Here is a 19,159-nt window from a genome sequence, read left to right as displayed (position 1 = left end):
ATCAGGTACTGGCGCGGGAAATATAGCGCCAGTCCATCATCACCCTTTCGGTTGACGCATCCGGGTGTTCAATCCGGTTCAGCAGCAGCCCGACCGCTTTACGGCCAATATCGCGGGAAGGCTGCTCGATAGTGGTCAGTTGCGGGGAGACCATCTCCGCCAGCTCCGTACCGTCAAAACCCACGACGGCGATATCCTGCGGGATGCGCAATCCGGCGTTGGCAATGGCGCGCATGGCGCCTGCCGCCAGGGTATCCGATACCGCAAAAACCGCATCCGGGCGCGTTTCTGCCGCCAGCAAAACGTCCATCGCCGCCATTCCGGCGCTGGAACTCAGTTCGCTGGCATACTCTACCGCCTGATAATCCAGAGACCAGGCATGAAGCGCCGCCTTATACCCCCGCTCCCTCAGACGCGCATATTTATAGCTTAAGTCATGGTTGATCAGCGCAATCCGCTGATACCCCTTTTCGACCAGATGGGAGATGACCGACTGTGCGGCATCAACGTCATTGATCCCCACACAGGAGACCGCGCCTTTATCGGCGTATTCCGCGCACTGCACCCACGGCGCATCGCCGATCATGGTGGTCAGCTCCGGTAATTTTGAAAACGCGTCCATAGTGATAATGCCATCGACAATTTTCCCCGAGAGCAGTTTCAGCGCCGATTTTGAACGCGCCATATCCGAGCCTGAATTACACAGCAGAATGCGATACCCGTTTTTCTCTGCCTCTTCTTCAATGCCCTTCACCACTTCTGCGCAAAAAGGGTTCGCAATATTTGAAACCATCACCAGAATCATTGAGCTGCGCGCGGTGCGAAGCTGGCGCGCCAGTAGGTTGGGCTGATAGTTACTTTCCTTGATGGCTTGCAGCACACGCTCGCGGTTTTTGGCTTTGACGGTATCACTGTTATTGAGCACGCGTGATACCGTCGCCACCGACACACCGGCGAGCTGGGCGATTTTTTGAATAGACATAACGGCGACACATCCTGCGGTTTGCGCTTTGTGTTGAGGCTACCATAAAATCGCCCTCCGGCGAACCGGGCGAAGGTTTACCGCATCACGCTCACCCACCGCTGGTGTTGATGGCTTTTCACAATAGCGTCAATGATATACATCACGTCAGCACCGTCCGCGAACGAGGCAAAACGACGTACCTCCGGCGCGGGCATTTTTCCTGCCTGCACCGCAAGATAAAACTGCTGCATCATGTTTTTAAAGGCATCCGGCCAGCCCTCAATATGCCCACCGGGAAAGTGCGCGCTGCCAGCCACATCCGCGTTCATTAATCCGGGGTCGTCCGTCAGGATCTGATTCGCCTGCTGCCGGTGGCCGATCCACAACTGCTGCGGCACTTCCTGATCCCAGGCCAGCGAACAGTGACTGCCGTTAATCTCAAATGTCAGCTGGTTTTTCCGCCCGGCGCTCACCTGTGAAACGCTGAAACAGCCTTTGCTGCCGTCATCAAAACGCACCAGCACCGCGCCTCTGTCTTCCGTGCTGACCGGTTTATCTACCCACTGGCGCTCCGTGAGCGGCTGAGTAAACGTCGAGTTCCCTTCCACGCTGGCCTTACGCATTGGCCAGACAGTTGCAAGATCCGCCATCACCTCCACAATCCGCTTTCCGGTAACAAACTGCACCGTGTCGCACCAGTGTGAACCGATATCCGCCACCGCGCGTGAGTCCCCGCCAAGCGCGGGGTCTACGCGCCAGTTATAGTCGGTTTCCAGCAGCATCCAGTCCTGCAAATAACTGCCCTGCACGGAAAACTGCCGCCCGACGCTCCCGGCGCGTACCATGCTGGCGGCCTGCTGCACCATCGCAAACTGCCGGTAGACAAAACTCACGCCATGCACCACCCCCGCCTGCTCCGCCAGCGCAGCCAGTTCACGCGCTTCATCCGGCGTCATGCAGAGCGGTTTTTCGGAGAACACAGACAACCCCGCCCGCAACGCCTGGCGATTAATGTCGGCATGAAGATAGTTCGGCGTGCAGTTGTGTACCACCTGCAATCCCGGATGCGCCAGTAATGCCTCCACGCTGCCGTAAGCGTGCGGAACGTTTAGCGCCCGGGCTTTCTCCTGCGCCTTCTCCAGCGAACTGTCGCAAAGCGCAACCACCGATACGTTTCCCGGTCGGCGCAAGGCTTCAATATGCGCAGGGCCAATAAACCCGGTTCCGATAATGCCAACCTGAATCATTTACGTACCTCATCACCCGCAGCGAAATCATCAAACGCATGCTCCGAAACCGGAATAATATGACGGCGAATAAATTCACTGCCCTCACGCGCGCCGGTGGCGGCTTCTTTCAGGCAGCACTCCCACTCCAGTACCGCCCAGCCGGGGTAATCATATTGGGCGAACTTGCTGAACAGCGTTTTGAAATCCACCTGTCCGTCACCCGGCGAACGAAACCGCCCGGCCCGCTCAATCCAGGGTTGATACCCGCCGTATACGCCGCTACGGCTGCTGGCGCGATACTCGGCATCTTTCACATGAAACGCTTTAATGCGCGAGTGGTACACATCCACAAAACCCAGATAATCCATCTGTTGCAGCAGCAGGTGGCTGGGATCGTACAGAATATGGCAACGCGGATGATCGTCGACCAGCGCTAAAAAACTCTCGAACGTGACGCCATCGTGCAAATCCTCGCTGGGGTGAATCTCATAACACACGTCCACGCCATGCTCATCAAAGCAGTCGAGAATCGGTCGCCAGCGGCGCGCCAGTTCGCTGAACGCCTCGTCAAAACGCTGACGATTATGCGGCGGCCAGGGGTAAAAATAGGGCCATGCAAGCGAACCGGAGAAGGTGGCATGTGCGGTCAGCCCCAGTTTTTGCGAAGCGGCGGCAGCCTGTTGCAACGTCTGCGTCGCCCATGCCTGTCGCGCCTGCGGGTTTCCGCGCACCGACGGCGGCGCAAAACCGGCAAACGCCTCATCATAGGCCGGGTGTACCGCAATCAGTTGACCTTCAAGATGGGTCGATAATTCACTGATGACCAGGCCGTGATCCGCCAGCATCCCGCGAATATCATCACAGTAGGTCTGGCTCACGGCGGCCTGTTCAACATCAAACAACGCTTTATGATTGCAGGGGATCTGCAAGGCCTTATAACCCAGCCCTGCCGCCCAACCGGCCAGCCCTTCCAGCGTATTAAACGGGGGTTGCCCCCCGATAAACTGCGCCAGAAAAATACCCGGTCCCTTAATGGTTCTCATAACCCCTCCTGAAAATTACGCCTGCTCTTTCTCGTCATACTTGAAAGCGAAAAGGAAAATCGCGGCAATCACCGCAGCGGCCACTGCCGGGAGCCACCAGAACGTTACCCAGGCCTGAGGAACCGCCTGCCCCGCCACCAGGCGGTTGTACAGCGCGCCGGAGATCTGCGAGCCGAGCAGCATACCGATGCCATAGGTAAACATGACGATCATACTTTGCGCCTGCCCTTTCACCTTTTCTCCGGCAATGCGGTCGGTATAGATAAAACCCACGACAAAGAAAAAGTCATAGCACACCCCATGAAGCAAAATACCGAGATAGAGCAGGAAGCGCCCCTCTTCGCTGATGCCGAGCGCAAAGAAGGCATAACGGACAAACCAGGCGCACATCCCGATCAGCAGCATGTATTTCACCCCCAGGCGGCGGAACAGGAAGGGGATCACCAGCATAAAGACGATTTCGGACATCTGGCCGAATGACATCGCGGTGCTGACATCGCCCACGCCAGCATCCGCCAGGAACGAGGCGGTATAGGCGTAGTAAGTCCCCAGCGGCACGGAGATTAACGTCGCGCAAAGCGAGAACACAAAGAAGTGGCGGGTCTTGAGTAATGCAAACGCATCAGCGCAAAAAAGATCGCGTATCTTCACCGGCAACCCCTTCGCTGGCGCAGGGGTGTGCGGCAGCGTCAGGCTGTAGAGCGCCAGAATCACAGAGCAGAGCGCGGCAAGCGTGAAGATCCCGGTGGTGTCGGAAATCCCCGTCACGCCGATAAAAATACCGGCCACGATCCAGCCAATCGTGCCGAACACGCGCACAACCGGGAAGGTCTTATCTTTATCTGACAGGCTATGAAAGGCGATGTTGTTGGTCAGCGCCAGCGTTGGCATGTAGCACAGCGTATAGCCAAACAGCAGCCCGATGAGCAATGCCCCGTTTTGCGCCACCAGCGCCTGCGGTACAAACCACAGAATCGCCGCCCCCGCCACATGCATCACCGCCATCACTTTTTGCGACGCAAAGAAGCGATCCACCAGCATCCCCAGTACAAACGGCGACAGGATGGAGGCGATCGGCCCGGCGGAAAACGCATCGCCAATCAGCAGCGACATGTTGTACTGGGTCATCACCAGCCCCAGCGTCACCGACCAGCTCCCCCAGATGAAGAACTGTAAGAACATCATTAACGACAGTCTCGGCACCAGCAGCCGGTACTGTACGGTCTGTTTTCCACTACTTTCGGTTGTCGACACCATTTTTTGCCTCACCTTTAAAAAGTAATCGATTACAAATAAACTCAAAATGAAAAGTAATCGATTACAAAACAAAGATCCTGCGGATCAAATAAGAATTGCGAGGAGAGTCACGATAAAGGTGAAGCGTGGCGCGGCGCGCGATGTTGCGGGTGGCGGCTGTGCAGGCCCGGTAAGCGCAACGCCACCGGGCTGCAGGATTAACGGGTTTTACGGCGCAGTAATTTAAAGGCAACGAACAGGAACAGTATCCATACCGGCAGCAATACCGCCGACATGCGCATATCGTCAATGGTACACATCAGAACCAGAATCATCGCCAGAAAAGCAATGCACAGGTAGTTCCCGGCAGGGTACAGCAACGCCCTGAACTGCGTGTCGCGACCTTTGCGCCGCATCGCTGCGCGAAAACGCAGGTGCGCCAGGCAGATCATAATCCAGTTCAGCAGCAGCGTGGCGACCACCAGCGCCATCAGTAAGCCAAAGGCTTTCTGCGGCAGCAGATAGTTGATGAGTACCACCAGCGAGGTGATAGCGCCAGAGAGCACCAACGAGTTCACCGGTACGCCACGGCGACTGACGCGGGTTAAAAACTTCGGCGCATTTCCCTGAACGGAAAGACCGAACAGCATACGGCTGTTGGAATAGACGCCGCTGTTATAAACCGACAGCGAGGCCACCAGAATGACAAAGTTCAGCGCAGAAGCCACCACGTTACTGTCGAGATTATGGAAAATCATCACGAACGGGCTGCTGTTGGATTGCACTTCCACCCACGGATAAAGCGCTAACAGCACCACCAGCGAACCGATATAAAACAGCAGAATACGGTAAACCACCTGATTCACCGCTTTTGGAATGCTTTTATGCGGATCGCGTGCTTCAGCGGCGGTGATCCCAATAAGCTCAAGCCCGCCGAAAGAGAACATGATCACCGCCAGAGAGAGGATCAGCCCGTTCCAGCCGGTAGCGAAAAAGCCGTTGTAGCGCCAGAGGTTCTCGATACTGGCATGTTCTCCCCCGTTACCAGAAAAGAGCATCCACAGGCCAAAGCCGATCATGCCGATAATCGCCAGCACTTTGATTAGCGCAAACCAGAACTCCGTTTCACCGTACAGGCGCACGTTCACGAGGTTAACGGCGTTGATGATAATGAAGAATGCGGCGGCCCAGATCCAGGTTGGAACATCGGGAAGCCAGTATTGCATATAGATACCGGCGGCAGTCAGCTCCGCCATCCCAACCAGTACGAACATGACCCAGTAGTTCCAGCCGGAAAGAAAACCGGCGAAGGGGCCCCAGTATTTGTATGCAAAGTGCGCGAAAGAGCCGGAAACGGGTTCTTCAACCACCATTTCACCCAGCTGGCGCATGATGAGGAAAGCGATAATTCCGGCGACGCCGTAACCCAGCAGAACCGCCGGGCCAGCCATTTGAATGGCGGGGCCAATCCCCAGAAACAGACCTGTACCAATTGCGCCGCCCAGCGCAATCAATTGAATATGGCGGTTTTGCAACCCCCGTTGAAGCGTCGGCTCTCCGTTCGACGCAGCATCAGACAAACTGTTGCCAGATGCAGTTGACGCGTTTTTCACGCCCTACCCCTGTATCGTTTTTATTGAAGGGGCACCTTTTAACATTTCGCTATAGTTGCCGCAAGGCACAATCCTCAGGGATGCGCCAGACATCCCTGCCTGACGCCCCGAGGCAACGCTATTTATTATTTGTTCAGATCAATACGCACCACGCTGTCTGGCGCATCAGTCGAGTGATCTTTATTGAATTTCTGTTTCACCGTGACATACAGCGTCTGGCCATCGGCGGACAGCAGCAGGCTGTTTGGATTCGGCGGCAGATCCCAGGATTTCTTCACGCTGTAATCCGTCGCGTTGAGACTGAGCAACTTCCCGGACTCACGCTGAGAAATATAAAGCTCATTGCGTTTCGGGTTGAATTTCACCGATAAGGAGTCACCCACATCCAGCTGTTTGATGAGTTTGCCCGTATGGATATCCAGCACCAGCGTGGTTTTCGCTTTGGAGTTGTCGGTAACAAACAGGCGACCGGTTTGCGTATCTTCCGCCATATTCAGCAGCAGCGCCGGTTTATCACCCAGCGGTTTCCAGCGTTTTTCTACGCGCTGCGTGCGAGGATTGATAACCAGAATTTCACCGCCGCCATTCGCGGCATAGATACGCTGCGTGCTGTCAGAGTAGTGCAGACCGGTCATCCATTTACCGGTATTTTTGATGCGGGTTTTCAGCTTCAGGGTGTCGGCATCGACGACCCAGATCACCGCCGGATCGGCAACGGCGCCGATATACAGCAGGCCGTTATGCAGCAGAACCTGACGCGCGCCGTACGGGAATCCTTCCGGGTTACGTTCCGGGAAGAGCACACGGTTTTTCACTTTGCCGTCGGCGGTATTCAGCGCGCTCACGCCACCATCCAGCGAATTGGTGACATAGACGGTTTTACCGTCCGGCGAAATCGCCATACCGAAGTTTTTCAGGTCAGTGTGGCTGGCGCCAATGGTTTTCAGCGTCTTCGGGTCCAGTTTGTAGACCACCCCGCCCTGCACATCTTTAAAACCTTCGGCGCTGGCAACGTAAAGCGCATCGTCTGACGGGCTTAACGCCATTTCATACAATCCATCGGCTAAATCACGTTTCTGAACATCGGTCGCAACGGCTGGCGCCGTCGGCGTTGCCTGCGGCGCAACGGGGGTTGAAGAGCCGGAAGTGGCCGCACAACCACTTAATGCAACGGCAATCAGCAGGGCCAACGCGGATGTTGTCTTTTTCATTTTGGAAATCCTTACCTGGGTAATGTGAACCATGTGAAAAAAGCCTGATAACGTCCTTTGCACACGGCAGTGACGTGATGAACCATCCGTGTAGAGAGGGAAAGTCTTACGAACCGTAAGCGCATTCGCCGCCAGGCCATTAAATAATAAAGAGAATGAGAACTATACTTATTCTCTTTAGCGAAGCAAGAATAATTCACCCGAAAGACGAAATTTCAAAACGGTGGTTTGAAGTACAAGCCAGATGGGCATACCAGGGCACGTCGTATAATTTTCATGAATTGTTCTGGACGAAAAGGCTTCACACACCACAGAATATGTTTTAATTTTTTTTCTATATTTTCAAACGCGTGAGTCGGATCTACTATCTGTCACTCGTTTTTGAGTCACGTCGGGCATCGGCTGTCATGAATAAAATCATTAAACGGTTAGAGATCGTCAAAAGCGCCATCGAACTTGAGGATGAGGAGATCATCCATCAGCAACTTGCGCACCTGAAAGACGCCTCTCTGGATGCGGCCATCGGCACCATTGCCCTGGCGATCGAGGAGCGACGTTTCGGCGACGCGATGCGTGAAATTGCCGCCTGGTTACAGTCCCAGCGCGCCGTCTCGACGTGGCAGGACCCCGGCATCGCCGCCAGCAAGCTGGAACTGAAGGCGCTCGAAACGCAGCTACGCGAGCTGATCGACAAACGCAATGCCCGCATCCAGATCCTCGACGATTTCAACGATTTGTATCACTTGCGCCTTGGCCCGCTCATGGGCCGTATTCTGGAGCTACGCAAACAGCTGGCCGCCAGCGCGCAGCGTAGGCAAGAGGCCGAACTCAGACGACGTGAAAAGGACTATCAGTCCTGCCAGCAGTATATTTCTCAGGCTATCGATCAGTTAGTGAAGCTTAAACAGCACTGGGTGAGCCTTAGCTCAACCTCCCGGGAAGCGGTGGAAACCAGAGAGCGTATTCAGCAGCAGACGGAACTTATCACCTCCCTGCTGGCGGAAATTCGCGAACTGGAGAATGATTTCTCACGTCAGGATGACAGCGCAACCCGACAGGCGCGTGAAGAGGCCGATCACGAATATGAGGAATATCAGGAGCAGCATCAGGATGCGCAGCACCGCTATGCGCGCGATCAGCGCCTCTCCGCTGATGAACGTAATGAGCTTAAACGCCTGTGGCGCCAGGCCAGCCGACTCTGCCACCCGGACGTGGTCGCCGATGAGCTGAAAGAAAAAGCGCACCAGATGATGGTTCAACTTAACCAGGCCCGGCAGAATGCCGACCTGGCCACGATCCGTTCGCTACTTACCCAGTTGCAAAGCGGTCTGGAGCCGATGCTGGCGAGCGACAGGCTGAACAATCTTGCCCATCTGCGCAGTAAGATAGAGCAACTCAGAACGCAAATTAACGCCCTGCTCAAAGAGATAAGCGAGCTGGAAACGGAGAACGCCTGGCGTCTTGCCACATCCGTAACCGACAAAGAAGCGTACTTTGCCGAGCAGGAGCGCGCATTAGCGGAAATTCGCGATACGCTGGAAGTTCAGGTAAAACATGCGGAACAAGAGATCCTCGCCGGGTAAGGCGGAGCGTCAGGGAGGCGGGGATACCGTTGCTCACAACATCATCATGACCACCCTTTACCCTTTATAGCCGTCGAACTTTATTGCCCATTAAAAAACTAATGATGATTCTTTCGATCTCTGCTTCTTCACGCGAATTTTTAAAATCAAAACGACAGGAGACCTGATAACAGGAATACAGCTGATTCTCTGCATCAAATTCATTGACCATCACCACATCCACCACTTTTAAGTCGAGTTGCAAATAGCCGAATTGCTCAAAATCCAGAGACGCGCCTTTTATGACGGCATCTTTATAGAGAAAACGCGTATTCGCATCCTGCGCAATTAATGCACATCCCCCCCTGGACATATTTTTAATTTTGAAAGAATAATTCTCTCCATTTTTATATCGTCCAAAGCAGTTGAAACTGTGTCCCTTCAGGAAGGAGAAGCGCTGATGCTGGCGTCGTTGTATAAGAAAGACCATCTCGGGAATGAAATACGCCAGCGCATTCTCCATGCCGTCTGACATTTCCTGATCAATTCTGGCGTTAAATTTTATAATTCCATTTTCACTATGGAGAATAAACGTTTGGATCTTTTTGGTGACAATATCCTTATGGTGAGGGATAACAAAATGTTCAAAATCAACTTTTTCCAGCTGCGTGACCACACTAGTGTTGGCATATTTAAGCTCTAGTTTAGTCTTCTTTAGTAGCTCTTCACGGAAAACAGCGATAATTTCAAACTTGTTATCCTTCATCAATCCAAAACTCATCAGCAAGTCCTTATTTTTTATTCGAGATACATCTCATTCTCGTTTATGTGAAAAACGCAAAATCGTCCCCCATCCCTGGCTTTTGATTACCATAATGGATTCCAGATCAAATAATTCGTGAGAAATTAAGTTTTTAACTATTTTTGCCGTTTTATTGATACATAAAAACATTCATAAATGATTAAAGTTAGCGTAACTTATGTGCTACACAATACAAATTTAACTCAAAATTATAACAATTTGGAATAACATCGCTGCTCGCGCCGCGATTCTGAAATAAAAAAAGAGGGATTGCAATATAAACTAAAGGAGTAGACTGTCGGATTTTTTCATTATGCGTGGAATTTACACTGCGGCATCGTCTTTAATATTGAAGAAGATCTGGAGAACAAAAATGTAACGTCAGGAGGGAAAAAATAATAATGAACCTGAGCAGAAACACTTAAAATAAATTAACCTGTTAAGGCTTACTTTCTTTGCGGCGATAAAGACAAAATATTCACCACGAAACAGTAATAACTTGATTTTAAAAGATAAACATAATTCACCGTTCAATACGCTATGGCATCTCATCCGGCCCATGAAGCGTACTCCACGGGCCGGACGACTGGCGCAGCAGGTATAACGTTATGAGCGCTTATGTTGATGCGTGCGCAACCACATCAGTTTATACGCCGCCGGAATGATAAATAGCGACAGCAGCGGCGCGGTGATCATACCGCCAATCATCGGCGCGGCAATACGGCTCATCACTTCTGAACCCGCCCCGGTTCCCCATAAAATAGGTAACAGACCGGCGATAATCACCGCCACGGTCATGGCCTTTGGCCGCACGCGGAGAACCGCACCGTGGTACAGCGCCTCATCAAGTTTCTCTGCCGTAAAGGTTTGTGGATCATCCAGAGACGGCTCCGCTTCAATCGCATGACGCAGGTACATCAGCATGACCACGCCAAACTCTGCGGCGACGCCTGCCAGCGCGATGAATCCTGTTCCGGTGGCAACGGACAAATGAAAGCCCATCCAGTACAGGAACCAGATCCCGCCGACCAGGGCGAAAGGAACGCTGGTAATGATCAGCAGCGCTTCCCCCACCCGACGAAACGCCAGATACAGCAGAACGAAAATAATCATCAGCGTCATCGGCACCATCAGCTTCAACTTATGGCTGGCGCGTTCAAGAAGCTCAAACTGCCCGGAAAACGCCACGCTGGTTCCCGGTTTCAACTGCACCTTTTCCGCGATCGCTTTTTTCAGATCGTTAACTACCGACACCATGTCACGATCGCGCGCATCAATATAGATCCAGCTTGCAGGTCGGGCATTTTCGGTTTTCAACATCGACGGTCCTGGCGCGATCTTCACGTCCGCCACATCCGCCAGGGTAATTTGCTGCTGCATTGGCGTCAGAATCGGCAGTTGACGTAAGGTTTCCGGGCTGTCGCGATAGCGTTGCGGGTAGCGCAGGTTAATGGGATAACGCGCAATCCCCTCCACGGTTTCGCTTACCATCGCCCCACCGACTGCGGAGGTAATAAACAGTTGTACATCACCGACGGTCATCCCGTAACGGGCGGCTTTTTCACGATGAATGTCGATATTGAGGTAACGGCCTCCTTCCAGCCGTTCCGCCAGCGCCGACGCAACGCCCGGTACGGTTCTGGCAACCTCTTCGATCTGCTCCGCCGTGGCATCAATATCAGCCAGCACGGTGCCGGACACTTTAATGCCAATCGGACTTTTTATCCCGGTAGACAACATGTCGATTCGGTTACGGATTGGCGGCACCCACAGATTCGCCAGCCCCGGTAAGCGCACCGTTTTATCCAGTTCTTCGATGATTTTGTTCATCGTCATTCCCGGTCGCCACTGATCCTGCGGTTTCAGTTGGATCGTCGTTTCCACCATCTCCAGCGGCGCAGAGTCGGTGGCCGTTTCCGCCTTGCCGGTTTTGCCGAACACGCGCGCCACTTCCGGCACCGTCATGATCAGCTTATCGGTTTTTTGCAGCATATCGGTTTTTTGCAGCATATCCGCCGCCTGCGCCGCCGAAATCCCCGGTAGCGTGGAAGGCATATACAGCAGATCGCCCTCGTTAATTTGCGGTAAGAACTCCCCGCCCACTTTATTAAGCGGCCAGATGACCGTCAGGATCGAAAGTACCGCCACCAGCAGCGTGGTCTTCGGCCAGTGCAGCACTTTCAACAGCAGCGGGTGATAAATGCGGATCAAAAAGCGGTTAAGCGGATTACTGCTCTCTGCCGGGATCTTGCCGCGAATCCAGTAGCCCATCAGGATCGGGATCACCACGATCGCCAGGAAGGCCGCCCCTGCCATCGCATAGGTTTTGGTGAATGCCAGCGGGCCGAACAGGCGTCCTTCCTGCCCTTCGAGGGTAAAAATCGGGATGAACGACAGGGTAATAATCAGCAGACTGATAAACAGCGCCGGGCCCACTTCCACCGAGGCGTTCGTGATAACTTTCCAGCGCGTTTCGTTATCCAGCGGGTCGCCGGGATGCTGGTGCCCCCACTCCTCCAGCCGTTTATGCGCGTTTTCGATCATCACAATCGCGGCATCCACCATTGCCCCTACCGCAATGGCGATCCCGCCAAGCGACATAATATTGGCGTTCAGCCCCTGAAAATGCATCACGATAAAGGCAATACAGAGGCCCAGCGGCAACGAAATGATCGCCACCAGCGCAGAGCGGACATGCCACAGGAACAGCGCGCAGACCAGCGCAACCACAATAAACTCTTCGAGCAATTTGTAGCTGAGGTTATCAATAGCGCGGTCAATCAGCTGGCTACGATCGTAGGTTGTCACGACGTCAACGCCTTCCGGCAGACTGCTTTTCAGCGTTTCCAGCTTCGTCTTCACGGCGGAAATAACGTCCCGGGCGTTTTTACCGGAACGCAGGATCACCACCCCGCCCGCCACTTCGCCTTCGCCGTTCAGCTCAGCAATGCCCCGGCGCATTTCCGGGCCAATCTGTATGCGGGCGACATCGCGAAGGTACACCGGAACGCCGTTCTCACCGGATTTCAGCACAATGTTGTTGAAGTCATCGAGGGTCTGCAAATAGCCGCTGGCGCGAACCATGTATTCCGCTTCTGACAGTTCGACGGAGGAGCCCCCCGCCTCCTGGTTGGACATATCCAGAGCCGACTTCACCTGCGCAAGGCTAATGCCATACTGCGTGAGTTTCATCGGGTCGATAACGACCTGGTACTCTTTCACCACGCCGCCGACCGAGGCCACTTCCGCCACATTCGGAATGGTTTTCAGCTCATACTTTAAAAACCAGTCCTGTAAAGAGCGCAGTTCCGCCAGATCGTGTTTACCGCTGCGATCCACCAGCGCATATTCAAATATCCAGCCGACGCCGGTAGCGTCTGGCCCCATTTCCGCGCTGACGCCCGCAGGCAGTTTCCCCTGCACCTGATTGAGGTACTCCAGCACGCGGGAACGCGCCCAGTAGGGATCGGTGCCATCTTCAAAAATGACGTACACGTAAGAATCGCCAAACTGCGAGAAACCGCGCACCGTCTTCGCGCCTGGCACCGACAGCATGGTGGTCGTCAGTGGATAGGTCACCTGATTTTCAACAATCTGCGGCGCCTGTCCCGGATAGCTGGTTTTCACAATCACCTGCACGTCAGACAGGTCAGGCAGCGCATCAACCGGCGTGTTAATGATGGTCCAGGTTCCCCAGATGCTGAGGAACAGCGCCCCCATCACAACCAGAAAACGGTTCGCTACGGAGCGGCGGATAATCCATTCAATCATTTGTCATTCCCTCAATGTGAATGGACCGCATGATCGGGCGCAGCAGAGGAAGATTGCGCCCGCATACGATCCAGCGCGCCGGAGATATTGGCTTCGGAGTCAATCAGGAACAGTCCGCTGGAGACCACTTTTTCACCTTCGGCAAGCCCGGCGCGAATCGCCGTCACGCCTTGTGATTCATGGAACACCGAGACCTGTTTCGGCACAAAGCGACCGTCGTTGTCGACGGCGATCACCCGCTGTTCCGTTCCATTATCAATCAATGCTTTAGACGGGATTAGCAGCATCGGTTCGCTTTGCGTTTTCAGCTTCAGGTACGCATTCATTCCGGGCTTGAGCGCTTCATCCGGGTTATCAACCTGTAAGCGCAACTGGAGGGTACGGGTGGTGGCGTCCACGCTTGGCAGAATCGCCCATTTACTGATGGTGAAGCGTTTATCCGGCCACGCGGGCACGGTAATATCGAACTGCGAGGCATCTTTAATCAGCCATGCGATGGATTCAGGAACGGCCGCGCTGATCCACACCGGGTCCATCCCCTGGATTTTCGCCACCACGTTATCTTTGGCGATATTCATCCCGGCGCGCAGATCGAACGCGGTGATCACCCCATCAATAGGCGCTTTCAGGGTAAAGCGGGTTTGAATTTTACGGGTCGAGACTAAGCGGCGGATATCCTCTTCCGGCATCCCGGCCAGACGCAGTCGTTCAAGAATGCCTTCCACCTGCGTTGCCGTACCGCCCGTTTCCCGCAGCAGTAAATATTCACTCTGGGCTTCAACCCAGTCAGGAATGGTCAGGTCGATCAGCGGCGTTCCTTTCTTAATTTTATCCCCCACCGTCAGCGGCCAGACTTTATCGATAAAGCCAGCGGAACGCGCCTGCACAATCACAAACTGGTATTCATTGAAACTGACGTTAGCCGGAAAAGTTTGCGCGTAGCGCAGCGGCCCACGGCGGACAGCCTCCGTCTTTAACCCTAAATTCTGCGTCTGTACCGGATCGATACGCACGCCTGGCGCAGAGGTCGTGTCTGACTCTTCGTCAGCGTATTTCGCCACCAGATCCATATCCATAAACGGCGATTTACCGGGCTTATCAAAGCGCGTATTCGGATACATGGGGTCATACCAGAACAGAACCTTACGGGCCTCTTTTTCGGAGGCTGGCGCAGTATCGACAGGCTGATGCGCAGATGCAAAATAAGCGTAAACGCCGACCGAGATAATCCCTCCGACGATCATACTGCCGAGAATAAGCGCGGTAGTTTTTATTTTTAAAGACGCCATAGTGACTTCCATTCGATCCATTTTCTGGATCAGTTACGCGGGAGATATGCCCGCGCTTCTGTAAACCCGGGCAAGAACAAAGAGACAGCGAATACGCTTTACTGGCTGACCTGAATATCGCGTAATAAAGAGAGATTGCCCTGCTGAACGAAAGTAAACGCCACTTTGTCGCCGGGTTTAATGTCACCGGAACGGGTTTCCGGGGTCAGGGTAAAGCGCATCGTCATCGCAGGCCAGTTGACCGCCGGAATAGGTTCATGATCGATAGTCACTTTTTTCGTGTCTTTGTCGATGGCTTTAACCACGCCGGTTGAATGAATCACCTGCTCCTGCTGCGCCGCTGATGCGTTATTCATCATCTCGCCGTGGTGATGTTCATTCGCCTGAACGTTAAATACCACCGCGGAGAACAGACCCAAAATCGCCGCTTTTACTGTATTGTTCATCATGCTTTCTCCTGAAAATAACGATAAATTTTTATTCCACCCAACCGCCGCCCAGCGCGGTGAACAGCGTAATTTCATTAGCCTGTCGGGCGTAATTCAGATCGAGTAACGTTTGCTGGGTTGAAAACAGAGAGCGCTCCGCATCCAGCACTTCGATATAGCTGACCGCGCCATGCTGATAGAGCGCTCTGGCGCGTTGCAGCGTAATACGCAGCGAGCTCAGATAACGCTGTTGCGCGGTTATCTGGTCGGTCAGGCTCTGGCGCAAAGCCAGCGCATCCGCCACCTCTTTAAACGCGGTCTGGATCTTCTGTTCATAATTCACAACCGATTGCTGCTGGCGAATTTCCGCCAGATCGAGGTTGGCCTGATTACGTCCGGCGTTAAAAATCGGCAGTTCCACTTTCGGGATAAAATTCCACATCCCGCTCGCGGCATTAAATAAACGGGAGAGATCGCTGCTGCTGCCGGACACCCCGCTGGTCAGGGTAATGGAGGGAAAAAAGGCCGCGCGCGCCGCGCCAATATTGGCATTCGCCGCCATCAACGAATGTTCAGCTTCCATAATATCCGGGCGCTGCAACAAGATTTGCGAGGAAAGCGACGGCGGGAGCGTCACGTTTTTAATATCTCCGCTATCGCGCGCCCTGTCATCCGGCAGCACAGAATAAGTGCCCAACAGCAATTGCAGCGCATTATTAGCCTGCGCCAGCTCGCCCTGTCGTTTCGCAATATCGCTGCGGGTGCTTTCAATCACGCCCCGCGCCTGTTCCAGCGCCAGCACGGTCGTGCTGCCGGTCAGCAACTGCTTTTCTACAAATGCGTAAGAGCGTGTATAGTTTTCCAGCGTTTCTTGTGCGATTTGCAACTGCGCGTACGCCAGCCGTTGATTAAAATAACTTTGCGCCACGTTTGAGATTAATAAGATATGTACTGCCCGGCGCGCTTCTTCGCTGGCAAAATAGTTCTGTCGGTCAGCCTCACTCATGTTTTTCAGCCGGCCAAAAAAGTCCAGATCAAAACTCAGATTCAGCCCGGCTTCATATTCGCGGGTACTGCTGCTGTCACCCTTTAATTTTCCTTCCCAGCTTCCGCTGGCATCGGAATTAAGCTGCGGATAACGATCGGCATCCGTCACCCGGTATTGCGCTCTGGCTTCCTGCACTTTCAGCATCGCCATGCGCAAGTCACGGTTATTGCGTAACGCCTCACCGATCAGCGACTTTACTTGCTCATCAACAAAAAAGGTTCGCCAGCCGGTCTCCTGATACCCCGCAGGCGCAGAAACCAGCGCATTCTGGCTCAGGGAGAATTGTTGCGGCACCGGCAACGCGGGCCGCTGATAGTCCGGCGCCAGCGAACAGCCCGTCAGAACAAGCATCACGCTGAGGGTAAGAAGCTTAAATTTGCGCATAGCGTTTCTCGTCCCAACGGGACTGATAACCATATAGTGAATGTGAATTTATGCCCTGTACCTTAACGAAGTGACTCTGTTCGGCCCGTGACAGGAAAATGACAAAGTTGTCATTTTCCCAATAACCGATTGCTATCCGATCCTGCTCCTCTAGAATTGAAAACCCGCCCAACCTTTGCGTGAAGGAAGACGTGATGAAGATTCTGATAGTCGAAGACGAGAAAAAAACCGGTGAATACCTGACCAAAGGTCTGACGGAAGCGGGCTTCGTGGTGGACCTGGCGGATAACGGGCTTAACGGGTATCACCTGGCGATGACGGGAGATTACGATCTGCTGATCCTCGACATCATGCTGCCGGATGTGAATGGCTGGGATATTGTCCGTATGCTGCGCACCGCCAACAAAGGCATGCCAATCCTTCTTCTTACCGCGCTGGGCACCATTGAACACCGGGTAAAAGGCCTGGAGCTGGGGGCTGACGACTATCTGGTTAAACCGTTCGCTTTCGCTGAATTACTGGCTCGCGTCAGAACGCTGCTGCGTCGCGGCGCGGCGGTGATGGTCGAAAGTCAGTTTCAGGTCGCGGATTTGACGCTCGATCTGGTCAGCAGAAAAGTGACCCGCAACGGCATGCGCATCACGCTCACCAGTAAAGAGTTTACGCTACTGGAGTTTTTCGTTCGCCACCAGGGAGAAGTCTTGCCCCGCTCGCTGATCGCTTCCCAGGTCTGGGATATGAACTTTGACAGCGATACCAACGCGATTGACGTTGCCGTTAAACGGCTGCGCGCGAAAATCGATAACGAGTTCGAACCGAAACTCATCCAGACCGTGCGCGGCGTGGGCTATGTGCTTGAGGTACCGGATGGTGACTAAACGCTTTCAGCGCCCTTTCTCGCTGGCGACGCGCCTGACATTTTTCATCAGCCTCGCCACCATTGCCTCTTTTTTTGCGTTTGCCTGGATCATGATTCACTCCGTGAAAGTGCATTTTGCCGAGCAGGATATCAATGACCTGAAAGAGATCAGCGCGACGCTGGAGCGAATCCTCACGCATCCCGATGAACCGGAAGCACGCCGGCTGGAAATCCTAAAAAACGTTGCCGCCGGTTACTCGAACGTCATTATTTCGCTGGAAGATGCCAACCAGCGGGCGATTTTTCACTCTCCCGGTTCGCCTGATCTTCGCCAGTTTATCGCCAAAGCCACGCCGGATAGCAGCGCGCGTAACGGCGATGTCTTTTTGTTGTCCAGCCCGGACTTACAAAGCAAGAGGCACGCTAACGGGCACGGTACCCATTCCGCATGGCGCATGATTCGCCTGCCGGTCGGGCAACTCGCGGACGGGCAACCGGCCTACACGCTCTATATGGCATTATCGATCGACTTCCATCTTCACTATATTAACGATCTGAAAAATAAGCTGATTATGACGGCTTCGCTGATTAGCATGATGATCATTTTTATTGTGCTGTTCGCCGTCTACAAAGGCCATGAACCGATTCGCAGCGTCAGCCGCCGGATTCAAAATATTACGTCGAAAGACCTCGATGTGCGTCTTGACCCGCAGGCCGTTCCGATTGAGCTGGAGCGGCTGGTGCTCTCGTTTAACCATATGCTTGAACGCATTGAGGATGTTTTTACTCGCCAGTCGAATTTCTCTGCGGATATCGCCCATGAAATTCGCACCCCGATTACGAACCTGGTGACGCAAACAGAGATTGCGCTAAGCCAGACCCGCAGCCAAAAAGAGCTGGAAGACGTACTCTACTCCAACCTCGAAGAGTTTGGCCGTATGTCGAAGATGGTAAGCGACATGCTGTTTCTGGCTCAGGCCGACAATAACCAGCTCATCCCGGAGAAAAAGGCGCTCGACCTGGCGGATGAAGTCCACAAGGTGTTCGACTTTTTTGAAGCCTGGGCAGAAGAACGCGAAGTGCGTTTGCATTTTGAAGGACGCGCGTGCTGGGTATCCGGCGATCCCATCATGTTACGCAGAGCGCTCAGCAACTTGCTGTCTAACGCCATGCGCTACACCCCGAAAGGCGAAGCCGTTACCGTGCGGCTCAAAGAAATGGACAGGCAGGCGCAGATTACCGTTGAAAACCCCGGCGCCCCCATTGCGCCAGAACATTTACCGCGCCTGTTTGACCGCTTCTACCGGGTTGACCCTTCCCGACAGCGTAAGGGCGAAGGCAGCGGAATTGGGCTGGCGATTGTCAAATCAATCGTCATCGCCCATCAGGGAACCGTGTCCGTAACGTCCGATCTGCGCGCAACGCGCTTTATTCTGACATTGCCGAAACATGGCGATTGAAATGCAGTGATAACGACGCTGCGAAATGAAGTCTGACAGAAAGGCGAGAATAAAGACTGGCGCGCCCTACAGGATTCGAACCTGTGACCCACGGCTTAGAAGGCCGTTGCTCTATCCAACTGAGCTAAGGGCGCACTGTGTGAAGCGATGGCTTCATGCGGATGAAACGCGTGAATTATACGGTGAGCGCCTGCTGAGTCAATGGCTTTTGTACTGGTTGCTGAGGAAGTGTACGAATATCTTTTTTTCTGGCGCTACGC

14 protein-coding genes and 1 tRNA gene are annotated in these 19,159 nt (G+C 53.7%); 3 read left to right on the top strand and 12 right to left on the bottom strand.

All coding sequences use genetic code 11. The features are described from left to right. Position 1: 1 nt before the first annotated feature. From OGX80_RS04600 to OGX80_RS04575, 6 genes are all read right to left on the bottom strand, one after another. Entirely contained in the window at positions 2-982 is a 981-nt protein-coding gene (locus OGX80_RS04600; protein ID WP_071259815.1) for a LacI family DNA-binding transcriptional regulator, read from the bottom strand. A gap of 77 nt (positions 983-1,059) precedes the next feature. After that, positions 1,060-2,211, bottom strand: coding sequence for a Gfo/Idh/MocA family protein (locus tag OGX80_RS04595; protein WP_115181876.1), 1,152 nt, complete (start codon positions 2,209-2,211; stop codon positions 1,060-1,062). Next, a complete protein-coding gene (locus OGX80_RS04590) occupies positions 2,208-3,236 on the bottom strand; it encodes a sugar phosphate isomerase/epimerase family protein (protein WP_115181877.1) in 1,029 nt (342 codons plus the stop codon). Before OGX80_RS04590 ends, OGX80_RS04595 begins: the two co-directional genes overlap by 4 nt. Positions 3,237-3,251: 15 nt before the next feature. Next, complete coding sequence (locus OGX80_RS04585) at positions 3,252-4,493, bottom strand: MFS transporter (RefSeq protein ID WP_049010302.1); 1,242 nt, start codon at positions 4,491-4,493, stop codon at positions 3,252-3,254. Between the two features lie 197 nt (positions 4,494-4,690). Then, on the bottom strand, positions 4,691-6,085 hold the full coding sequence (pheP, locus tag OGX80_RS04580; RefSeq protein WP_115614988.1) for a phenylalanine transporter: 1,395 nt from the start codon (positions 6,083-6,085) through the stop codon (positions 4,691-4,693). Positions 6,086-6,210: 125 nt separating this feature from the next. Next, the gene (locus tag OGX80_RS04575) at positions 6,211-7,296 is read right to left on the bottom strand and encodes a YncE family protein (RefSeq protein ID WP_233644126.1); all 1,086 of its coding nucleotides are present in this window, start codon (positions 7,294-7,296) and stop codon (positions 6,211-6,213) included. Between the two features lie 407 nt (positions 7,297-7,703). Here OGX80_RS04575 and OGX80_RS04570 point away from each other — a divergent pair, with 407 nt between their 5' ends. Beyond that, positions 7,704-8,879, top strand: a complete 1,176-nt coding sequence (locus OGX80_RS04570; RefSeq protein WP_012133435.1) for a coiled-coil domain-containing protein — start codon at positions 7,704-7,706, stop codon at positions 8,877-8,879. Positions 8,880-8,943: 64 nt separating this feature from the next. Here the strand turns inward: OGX80_RS04570 and OGX80_RS04565 are convergent, their stop codons facing one another. From OGX80_RS04565 to OGX80_RS04545, 5 genes are all read right to left on the bottom strand, one after another. After that, positions 8,944-9,639 carry a flagellar brake protein gene (locus tag OGX80_RS04565; protein WP_012133436.1) on the bottom strand — a complete coding sequence of 232 codons (696 nt, stop codon included), beginning with the start codon at positions 9,637-9,639 and terminating at the stop codon, positions 8,944-8,946. 627 nt (positions 9,640-10,266) lie between these two features. Beyond that, positions 10,267-13,431 carry a CusA/CzcA family heavy metal efflux RND transporter gene (locus OGX80_RS04560; protein ID WP_286471109.1) on the bottom strand — a complete coding sequence of 1,055 codons (3,165 nt, stop codon included), beginning with the start codon at positions 13,429-13,431 and terminating at the stop codon, positions 10,267-10,269. An 11-nt stretch (positions 13,432-13,442) separates the two neighbouring features. After that, entirely contained in the window at positions 13,443-14,720 is a 1,278-nt protein-coding gene (locus tag OGX80_RS04555) for an efflux RND transporter periplasmic adaptor subunit (protein ID WP_115591169.1), read from the bottom strand. A gap of 98 nt (positions 14,721-14,818) precedes the next feature. Then, on the bottom strand, positions 14,819-15,166 hold the full coding sequence (gene cusF, locus OGX80_RS04550) for a cation efflux system protein CusF (RefSeq protein WP_024130571.1): 348 nt from the start codon (positions 15,164-15,166) through the stop codon (positions 14,819-14,821). A 31-nt stretch (positions 15,167-15,197) separates the two neighbouring features. Beyond that, positions 15,198-16,580 carry an efflux transporter outer membrane subunit gene (locus tag OGX80_RS04545; protein ID WP_115181881.1) on the bottom strand — a complete coding sequence of 461 codons (1,383 nt, stop codon included), beginning with the start codon at positions 16,578-16,580 and terminating at the stop codon, positions 15,198-15,200. Between the two features lie 194 nt (positions 16,581-16,774). Here OGX80_RS04545 and cusR point away from each other — a divergent pair, with 194 nt between their 5' ends. Both cusR and OGX80_RS04535 read left to right on the top strand, forming a co-directional pair. Then, positions 16,775-17,458 carry a copper response regulator transcription factor CusR gene (gene cusR, locus OGX80_RS04540; protein ID WP_024130574.1) on the top strand — a complete coding sequence of 228 codons (684 nt, stop codon included), beginning with the start codon at positions 16,775-16,777 and terminating at the stop codon, positions 17,456-17,458. Beyond that, positions 17,448-18,899, top strand: coding sequence for a Cu(+)/Ag(+) sensor histidine kinase (locus OGX80_RS04535; RefSeq protein ID WP_012133444.1), 1,452 nt, complete (start codon positions 17,448-17,450; stop codon positions 18,897-18,899). Before cusR ends, OGX80_RS04535 begins: the two co-directional genes overlap by 11 nt. 57 nt (positions 18,900-18,956) lie before the next feature. On the opposite strand, the gene OGX80_RS04530 is transcribed toward OGX80_RS04535, so the two are convergent. After that, positions 18,957-19,033 (bottom strand) — tRNA-Arg (locus OGX80_RS04530). Positions 19,034-19,159: the final 126 nt, after the last annotated feature.

This window comes from Citrobacter sp. CK194 (genome assembly GCF_030333395.1).
Classification (GTDB): domain Bacteria; phylum Pseudomonadota; class Gammaproteobacteria; order Enterobacterales; family Enterobacteriaceae; genus Citrobacter_B; species Citrobacter_B koseri.
The sequence above is the reverse complement of the archived record's forward strand: the minus strand, read 5'-3'. Positions and strand labels throughout refer to the sequence as shown.

Bases quoted from the DNA above. Each gene is read 5' to 3' on its own strand.
- OGX80_RS04600 (WP_071259815.1), bottom strand. From the start codon at position 982: ATGTCTATTCAAAAAATCGCCCAGCTCGCCGGTGTGTCGGTGGCGACG.
- OGX80_RS04595 (WP_115181876.1), bottom strand. From the start codon at position 2,211: ATGATTCAGGTTGGCATTATCGGAACCGGGTTTATTGGCCCTGCGCAT.
- OGX80_RS04590 (WP_115181877.1), bottom strand. From the start codon at position 3,236: ATGAGAACCATTAAGGGACCGGGTATTTTTCTGGCGCAGTTTATCGGG.
- OGX80_RS04585 (WP_049010302.1), bottom strand. From the start codon at position 4,493: ATGGTGTCGACAACCGAAAGTAGTGGAAAACAGACCGTACAGTACCGG.
- OGX80_RS04575 (WP_233644126.1), bottom strand. From the start codon at position 7,296: ATGAAAAAGACAACATCCGCGTTGGCCCTGCTGATTGCCGTTGCATTA.
- OGX80_RS04570 (WP_012133435.1), top strand. From the start codon at position 7,704: ATGAATAAAATCATTAAACGGTTAGAGATCGTCAAAAGCGCCATCGAA.
- OGX80_RS04565 (WP_012133436.1), bottom strand. From the start codon at position 9,639: ATGAGTTTTGGATTGATGAAGGATAACAAGTTTGAAATTATCGCTGTT.
- OGX80_RS04560 (WP_286471109.1), bottom strand. From the start codon at position 13,431: ATGATTGAATGGATTATCCGCCGCTCCGTAGCGAACCGTTTTCTGGTT.
- OGX80_RS04555 (WP_115591169.1), bottom strand. From the start codon at position 14,720: ATGGCGTCTTTAAAAATAAAAACTACCGCGCTTATTCTCGGCAGTATG.
- cusF (WP_024130571.1), bottom strand. From the start codon at position 15,166: ATGAACAATACAGTAAAAGCGGCGATTTTGGGTCTGTTCTCCGCGGTG.
- OGX80_RS04545 (WP_115181881.1), bottom strand. From the start codon at position 16,580: ATGCGCAAATTTAAGCTTCTTACCCTCAGCGTGATGCTTGTTCTGACG.
- cusR (WP_024130574.1), top strand. From the start codon at position 16,775: ATGAAGATTCTGATAGTCGAAGACGAGAAAAAAACCGGTGAATACCTG.
- OGX80_RS04535 (WP_012133444.1), top strand. From the start codon at position 17,448: ATGGTGACTAAACGCTTTCAGCGCCCTTTCTCGCTGGCGACGCGCCTG.